The sequence below is a fragment of the Arthrobacter sp. Y3223164 genome, from assembly GCF_059091005.1.
Genome location: NZ_JBNHGF010000123.1, coordinates 1 through 7,109 on the forward strand (window position 1 = coordinate 1; position 7,109 = coordinate 7,109).

At 67.2% G+C, this 7,109-nt stretch carries 9 protein-coding genes and 1 tRNA gene; 9 read left to right on the forward strand and 1 reads right to left on the reverse strand.

Annotated elements, in window-relative coordinates; all coding sequences use genetic code 11:
* The 3 genes from AC5RUJ_RS08270 to AC5RUJ_RS08280 form a co-directional block, all read left to right on the forward strand.
* On the forward strand, positions 1 to 979 hold a 979-nt coding region (locus tag AC5RUJ_RS08270), incomplete at its 5' end, for a sensor histidine kinase (RefSeq protein WP_494155752.1).
* Complete coding sequence (locus AC5RUJ_RS08275) at positions 976 to 1,626, forward strand: LuxR C-terminal-related transcriptional regulator (RefSeq protein ID WP_494128883.1); 651 nt, start codon at positions 976 to 978, stop codon at positions 1,624 to 1,626. The genes AC5RUJ_RS08270 and AC5RUJ_RS08275, both read left to right, overlap by 4 nt.
* A gap of 83 nt (positions 1,627 to 1,709) precedes the next feature.
* Positions 1,710 to 2,051, forward strand: a complete 342-nt coding sequence (locus tag AC5RUJ_RS08280) for a DUF8129 domain-containing protein (RefSeq protein ID WP_494012740.1) — start codon at positions 1,710 to 1,712, stop codon at positions 2,049 to 2,051.
* Positions 2,052 to 2,110: 59 nt separating this feature from the next.
* On the opposite strand, the gene AC5RUJ_RS08285 is transcribed toward AC5RUJ_RS08280, so the two are convergent.
* Complete coding sequence (locus AC5RUJ_RS08285; RefSeq protein ID WP_494022477.1) at positions 2,111 to 3,331, reverse strand: pyridoxal phosphate-dependent aminotransferase; 1,221 nt, start codon at positions 3,329 to 3,331, stop codon at positions 2,111 to 2,113.
* Between the two features lie 284 nt (positions 3,332 to 3,615).
* Here AC5RUJ_RS08285 and AC5RUJ_RS08290 point away from each other — a divergent pair.
* The 6 genes from AC5RUJ_RS08290 to AC5RUJ_RS08315 all read left to right on the forward strand — a co-directional run.
* Positions 3,616 to 3,688: transfer RNA gene (locus tag AC5RUJ_RS08290), tRNA-Trp, on the forward strand.
* Positions 3,689 to 3,789: 101 nt separating this feature from the next.
* Entirely contained in the window at positions 3,790 to 4,074 is a 285-nt protein-coding gene (secE, locus tag AC5RUJ_RS08295; protein WP_494025431.1) for a preprotein translocase subunit SecE, read from the forward strand.
* A 91-nt stretch (positions 4,075 to 4,165) separates the two neighbouring features.
* On the forward strand, positions 4,166 to 5,077 hold the full coding sequence (nusG, locus tag AC5RUJ_RS08300) for a transcription termination/antitermination protein NusG (RefSeq protein ID WP_494000507.1): 912 nt from the start codon (positions 4,166 to 4,168) through the stop codon (positions 5,075 to 5,077).
* A 127-nt stretch (positions 5,078 to 5,204) separates the two neighbouring features.
* Positions 5,205 to 5,636: a 50S ribosomal protein L11 gene (rplK, locus tag AC5RUJ_RS08305; RefSeq protein WP_493979247.1), complete on the forward strand. Its 432-nt coding sequence runs from the start codon at positions 5,205 to 5,207 to the stop codon at positions 5,634 to 5,636.
* A gap of 164 nt (positions 5,637 to 5,800) precedes the next feature.
* Positions 5,801 to 6,508 carry a 50S ribosomal protein L1 gene (rplA, locus tag AC5RUJ_RS08310; protein ID WP_494000506.1) on the forward strand — a complete coding sequence of 236 codons (708 nt, stop codon included), beginning with the start codon at positions 5,801 to 5,803 and terminating at the stop codon, positions 6,506 to 6,508.
* A gap of 157 nt (positions 6,509 to 6,665) precedes the next feature.
* Positions 6,666 to 7,109 (forward strand): GNAT family N-acetyltransferase (locus tag AC5RUJ_RS08315; RefSeq protein WP_494155753.1); only part of this gene is annotated, 444 nt, incomplete at its 3' end.

The following is a 7,109-nucleotide window of genomic DNA, read 5'->3' on the forward strand; positions in this document are numbered from 1 at the left end:
GCGGCTGATGCAGCGCGGCGGCAAGGAAATCCTGATCGGCGCGGCCCTGGTCCTCGCGGGCGGCGCCGTCGTCGCCCAACTGGCGGGCATCAACCTGCCGTGGGGGACCTGGCTGCCGGTCCTCGCCATCGCGGCCGGCGCGGTGATCGCTTGGATGCAGCTGGATGATTCCCGGCGCAGCGGCCTGATGGACCGCGCCGGGGCGACCGGGGCGCAAGGCGCCGTGCGGTTGCTGGCCGGGCTGGTCCTAGTGGTGGCCGGCATCGTCACCATGGTGTCCGGTTCGATTACCTGGGAGGCCATGTGGCCCACGCTGTTTGCCTCGCTGGCCGTCCTGGCCGGGGTCCTGCTGGTTTTGGCGCCGTGGGTGCTGAAGTACTGGCGGGACCTGGAGACGGAACGCTCCGGCCGGATCCGGGAAACCGAACGCGCGGAGATCGCCGCGCACCTGCACGATTCGGTGCTGCAGACGCTCGCCCTGATCCAGAACCGCGCCGGTTCGGAACACGACGTCACCCGGTTGGCCCGCGCCCAGGAACGGGAACTGCGCGAATGGCTCTACCGGGACAGGCGGCAGGAAGAGGGCAACCTGGTGGACCGCGTGAAGGCGGTGGCCGCGGAAATCGAAGACGCCTACGGGCATCCCGTGGACGTGGTCGCCGTGGGCGACAGCGCCATGACCGACCGGCACGAGGTCCTGGTGCACGCCACCCGGGAGGCGGTGCAGAACGCGGCGAAGCACGCCGGCGGCCCCATCTCCGTCTACGTTGAATGCACGCCGGGCAGCAGCGAAATCTTCGTCCGGGACCGCGGTCCCGGGTTCGAGCCCGCCGCCGTGCCGCCGGACCGGATGGGCGTGCGCGAATCACTGATCGGCCGGATGGAGCGGCACGGCGGCCAGGCAAAAATCCGCAACACCGGCAGCGGCACCGAAGTCCATCTCAGCCTGCAGCACCCCCAGGAAGGAACCGCATCGTGACCGAACCCATCCGCGTGGTCGTCGTCGACGACCACGCCATCTTCCGTTCCGGCTTGAAAGCGGACCTGGACGGGCGCATCGAGGTGGTCGCCGAGGCCGCGACCGTGGAGCAAGCGATCGCGGCCATCCACGAGCAGCGGCCCGCGGTCGTGCTCCTGGACGTGCACCTGCCCGGAGGCAGGGGCGGCGGCGGGGCCGAGGTGGTCGCGGGCTGCACCGACCTGCTGGCGGAGACCAAATTCCTGGCGCTGAGCGTGTCCGACTCCGCCGAAGACGTCGTCACCGTCATCCGGGCCGGCGCCCGCGGGTACGTCACCAAGACAATCTCCGGCGCCGAAATATCCGACGCCGTGGAGCGCGTGGCCGGCGGCGACGCGGCCTTCTCGCCGCGGCTGGCCGGGTTCGTCCTGGACGCCTTCGGCACCGCAGCAGTAGCCAACGTTGACGACGAACTGGACAAGCTCTCCGCGCGCGAACTGGAGGTCATGCGGCTGATCGCCCGCGGCTACCAGTACAAGGAGGTGGCCAAGGAACTGTTCATCTCCATCAAGACCGTCGAAACGCACGTCTCGTCCGTGCTGCGCAAGCTACAGCTGTCCTCCCGGCACGAACTGACCCGCTGGGCTGTTGACCGCCGGATCCTGTAGCAGGGGCGCCGGGCCCTGTTGTACCCCCAGGCGCCGGTGGTAGCTTGGGGGCACTGTCAGGACCGACGAGCGCAGGAGGATCCATGACCGACTCCCCACGGCACGACGAACTGCCGCTGCCGGACTACGACCACATACCCCTGGGCACGCTCCCGACCCGGATCACCGGGCTGGACGAGCAGGGAATGACCGAGCTCCTGACCTACGAGCGGGAGCATGGGAACCGGCTCCCGGTCGTCCAGGTCCTCGAGCGCCGGCTCGAGGAGTTGCGTGCCGGAGCAGAGCCAAGCGGGACCACGGTGCCGGACATGCCCGAGGTCGGCGGAAGCCAGGGCGGCTCCGCGGCGCAGCCGGAAACCTCGGGCCCACGGGTCGTGCCGCCGTTCCACGGCAATCCGGCCCACCAATCCCAGCCGGAAAAGTAGCCGGAACGCCACCCGGCCGGGCTGCCCCTCGGCAGTCCGGCCGGGAGCGTATCCGGCGGCTACTTGGCCTTCGCCAGGAAATCCTGCAGCCGGCCGACGCCGGTAGCCAGGTCTTCGTCGCCGAGGGCGTAGGACAACCGCACGAAGCCGGACGGCCCGAAGGCCTCGCCGGGAACGACGGCGACCTCGACCTCGTCGAGGATCAGCGCGGCGAGCTCGGCGGAGGTCGCCGGACGGATGGTGCCGTCCGCCGTCGGGAATTCCTTGCCCAGCAGCCCGCGGACGTCGGCGTAGGCGTAGAACGCGCCCTCCGGCGTCGGGCATTCGACGCCGGCTATGGCGTTCAGGCCCTCGACCATGGCCTTGCGGCGCCGGTCGAAGGCAACCTTCATCTCGTCCACCGCGGTCAGCGGTCCGGACACGGCGGCCAGCGCCGCCATCTGGGACACGTTGGCCACGTTGGAGGTGGCGTGGGACTGCATATTGGTGGCGGCCTTGACCACGTCCTTCGGGCCGATCATCCAGCCCACCCGCCAGCCGGTCATGGCATAGGTCTTGGCCACGCCGTTGAGGATGACGACCTTGTCGCCCAGCTCCGGCGCGGCCGTCGCGATGGAGGTGAAGGGCACGCCGTCGTAGGTGAGGTGCTCGTAGATCTCGTCGGTGATGACCCACAGGCCCTTGGACGCGGCCCACCGGCCGATCTCGGCAACCTGTTCCGGCTGGTAGACGGCACCGGTCGGGTTGGACGGGGAGACGAAGAGCAGCACCTTGGTTTTGTCGGTCAGCGCGCCTTCGAGCTGGTCGACGGTGACCAGATAGCCCTGCTCCGGCCCGGCGAAGACCTCCACCGGGACGCCGCCGGCCAGCCGGATCGCCTCGGGGTAGGTGGTCCAGAACGGCGTGGGGACCAGGACCTCGTCGCCCGGATCCAACAAGGTGGCGAAGGATTCGTACACGGCCTGCTTGCCGCCGTTGGTCACCAGCACCTGGGCGGGGTCCACCCGGTAGCCGGAATCGCGCAGCGTCTTGTCCGCGATGGCCTGCTTCAGTTCGGGCAGGCCGCCGGCGGGGGAGTAGCGGTGGAAGCGCGGCTGGCGCGCGGCCTCGATGGCGGCCTCCACGATGTAGTCCGGGGTCGGGAAGTCCGGTTCGCCCGCCCCGAAGCCGATCACCGGGCGCCCGGCAGCCTTCAGCGCTTTTGCCTTGGCATCGACGGCGAGGGTGGCGGATTCGGCGATGGACGCAATGCGCCGGGAGACGCGGGCGTTGGCAGGCATGGTGTTCCCGTCTTCAGTAGCGTGTAGGACTGTTCCTTAGTCTAGGTGCAGGCCGAGTCCGGGTGCAGCCCGTCGGAGGTACGGCCCGTTGCCGGGTGCCCGCACGGCCCCTTGGTCAGCGGGCCGGCGGAAATGTTGCATAATGGATCAGTCGCCTTGTGGGCGGCAAACGGGGTTCGGTTCGACGTCGGCGCATCGCTGGCGTAAACTGGATCTTCGGTGTTGAAAACGCCATGATGTTCCATGCCCGCGCGGCGGGGGCATCCGGCAGTATTCGGCTCCATAGGGTAGTGGCGCAATTGGTAGCGCAGCGGTCTCCAAAACCGCAGGTTGCAGGTTCGAGTCCTGTCTGCCCTGCGCAGAACCGCCGCAGGCACAAACTGCAGCAGTTCAGCATCCCAGCACGAAGCAGCGGTCCAGGCCGGCCGAGGCCGTCCGGGGGCCGGACACCGGACAGAATGAGTGAGGCCAGGTTGACCGATACGTCTTCCAGCAGTCCCCAGGGACGCCCCACCGGACGAAAGACCGAGAAGCGCGGTCTCTTCGCCCGGATCATTTTGTTTGTCCGCCAGGTCGTTGCCGAACTCAAAAAGGTCGTCACGCCGACCCGCAAGGAATTGCTGAACTACACGCTGGTGGTGATCGCTTTTGTTGCGGTCATGATGCTGATCGTCACGGCACTGGATCTGGTTTTCGGCCAGGGCGCGTTCTTCGTCTTCGGAGACGGCATACCCGAACAGTAACGTCCGCGTTGCGGCAGCCGTACGGATGGATACGACGACGGCGCAAAGCCGCCGCGAGTCAAGTGAGCTGAAGAAGAAAGCAGGAAGCTAAGTGTCCGACCAGGAACTCGAAGCCCAGAACTCCGAAGAGAACGCGGAGCTGGAAGCCGACGAGCAGGTTACCGGGACCGGCGCCGACGAGGTGCCGGCTTTTGGCGTTGACGCTGCAGAAGAGGCTGCCGGTGCCGATCTGGCGAGCGAGCTTGACCAGGCCGCCGACGACGCCCCCGTCCTCGACGAGGCCGCCGAAGCCGCCGCCGAGGCGGACCTGACCGAAGCCGAGGCCGCCGACGGGGCCCCGGAGGAGACCGGGCCGGCCGAAGAAGCCGAAGAGGTTGAGCAGACCGAAGAGGAAGCCCTCGAAGCCTTCCGTGCCAAGCTGCGCCGCCAGCCCGGCGACTGGTACGTCATCCACTCCTACGCCGGCTACGAAAACCGTGTGAAGGTCAACCTGGAGACCCGCATCCAGACCCTGAACATGGAAGACTTCATCTACGAGATCCAGGTCCCGATGGAAGAGGTCGTGGAGATCAAGAACACCACGCGCAAGCTGGTCAAGCGCGTGCGCATCCCGGGTTACGTGCTGGTCCGGATGGACCTGACCGACGCCTCATGGGGTGCCGTCCGCCACACCCCCGGCGTGACCGGGTTCGTCGGCAACGCCCACAACCCGGTGCCGCTGAGCCTGAAGGAAGTTGCTTCCATGCTGGAGCACACCATCACGGGCACCAAGACGGAAGCCGGCGGCAAGGCTGCGGGCAAGTCGACGGCACCGAGCACGCCGATCACCGTCAACTTCGAGGTCGGCGAGTCCGTCACCGTCAACGACGGGCCGTTCGAGACGCTGCCGGCAACGATTTCCGAAATCAAGCCGGAATCCCAGCAGCTGGTGGTGCTGGTGACCATCTTCGAGCGCGAAACCCCGGTGACGCTCTCGTTCAGCCAGGTCACCAAGATCCACTAACCAAGACTTCGTGCGGATACGGACCCGCTTTGTCCGAATCCGCACGGCCGGCCGCCAAGCCATGGCGGCCAACCACCGCCGGCACGCTCCTGTGCCGCCGGTACGTAATGTGAGAGAAGGACCCGATATGGCCCCCAAGAAAAAGGTCACCGGCCTCATCAAGCTCCAGATCCAGGCAGGCGCCGCCAACCCGGCCCCGCCGATTGGTCCGGCGCTTGGTCAGCACGGTGTCAACATCATGGAATTCTGCAAGGCGTACAACGCCGCCACGGAATCCCAGCGCGGAAACGTGATCCCGGTTGAAATCACGGTCTACGAAGACCGTTCCTTCACCTTTATCACCAAGACCCCGCCGGCCGCCGAGCTGATCAAGAAGGCCGCAGGCGTGCAGAAGGGTTCGGCTACCCCGCACACCAACAAGGTTGCGAAGCTGACCCAGGCGCAGGTCGATGAGATCGCCGGCACCAAGATGGCTGACCTCAACGCCAACGACATCAAGGCTGCCGCCAAGATCATCGCCGGCACCGCCCGTTCCATGGGCATCGAGGTGGAGGGCTAAACACCCTCAACCCGGAGGCCGAAGGACAGATGTCCAGCAAGGCCTTCACCAAGACAATTCACAAAACGACGGCGACACAGCTCGCCACGGGTGCGAACACCGCCGTCGTTGTGGCAGGGCCGGGCGCGGTCCGCAGACCACAACTGCACAAGGAGAAAAAGCAGATGGCAAAGCGCAGCAAAGCATATGAGGCAGCTGTAGCCAAGATCGAGGCGGACAAGGTTTACGCCCCGGTCGAGGCAATCACTCTCGCCAAGGAGACCAACCCGTCCAAGTTCGACGCGACCGTCGAGGTGGCTTTCCGCCTCAGCGTCGACCCGCGCAAGGCAGACCAGATGGTCCGCGGCACGGTGAACTTGCCGCACGGCACCGGCAAGACCGCCCGCGTGCTGGTCTTCGCCACCGGCGACAAGGCCGAGGCCGCTATCGCCGCGGGCGCCGACTTCGTTGGCTCTGACGACCTGATCGAAAAGATCCAGGGCGGCTGGACCGACTTCGACGCCGCCGTGGCGACCCCGGAACTGATGGGCAAGGTCGGCCGCCTGGGCAAGGTCCTCGGCCCCCGCAACCTGATGCCGAACCCGAAGACCGGAACGGTGACCCCGGACGTTACCAAGGCCGTCAACGACATCAAGGGCGGCAAGATCGACTTCCGCGTCGACAAGCACGCCAACCTCCACTTCATCATCGGCAAGGTGTCCTTCGACGCCAACAAGCTGGTGGAGAACTACGCCGCCGCCCTGGAAGAGGTGCTGCGCCTGAAGCCGTCGGCCTCCAAGGGCCGGTACATCGCGAAGGCCACCATCACCACCACCTTCGGCCCGGGCATCTCCGTGGACCCGAACGTCACCAAGGTGGCCGTGGAGGCCTAACCGGGACTTCAGGTTCGCCGGCAACGGCGCACACTTCGGCTATGGCCGCAGCAGATGCTGCGGCCATAGCCCGTTTAAGCGGGAGATAGTGCGGCGCGGCGGGATGCAGTAATGTGATTGGCACTACTCAATCACTGCCTCGCGCCGAGGAGCACGCATGCCCACGACCTCGATCAAGATCGCGCCGCTGCCGATCCCGCCCGCCCTTCAGGGCCCGGGCGGTGCGGACTTTGCCGCCTCCGCCGAGCTGGCCAACCTGGTCAACGGGCTGATCTGGGGCAACAACGATTTCTGGGTGAGCCCGGCAGTGAGGCTCGAGGGGGCGCGGCCGAACGACTACTCGGTGACGTATCTCTGGGCGGCCAGGGACGGGGACCGGCACGTCGGGCGCGCCCTGCTCGAGCTGTCGCTGCGGGACAACCCGCGCAACGGGTACGTCTTTGTGGCCGTACATCCCGACTACCGGCGGCGGGGCGTGGGAAGCAGGCTGCTGGCCGAAGCCGAGGCCTGCGCCGCCCGCCGGGGCCGGACCACCCTGCAGGCCTGGAGCGAACATCCTGCCGGATTCGATCCAGGAGGCCCGGACATGCTCCGGCCGGGG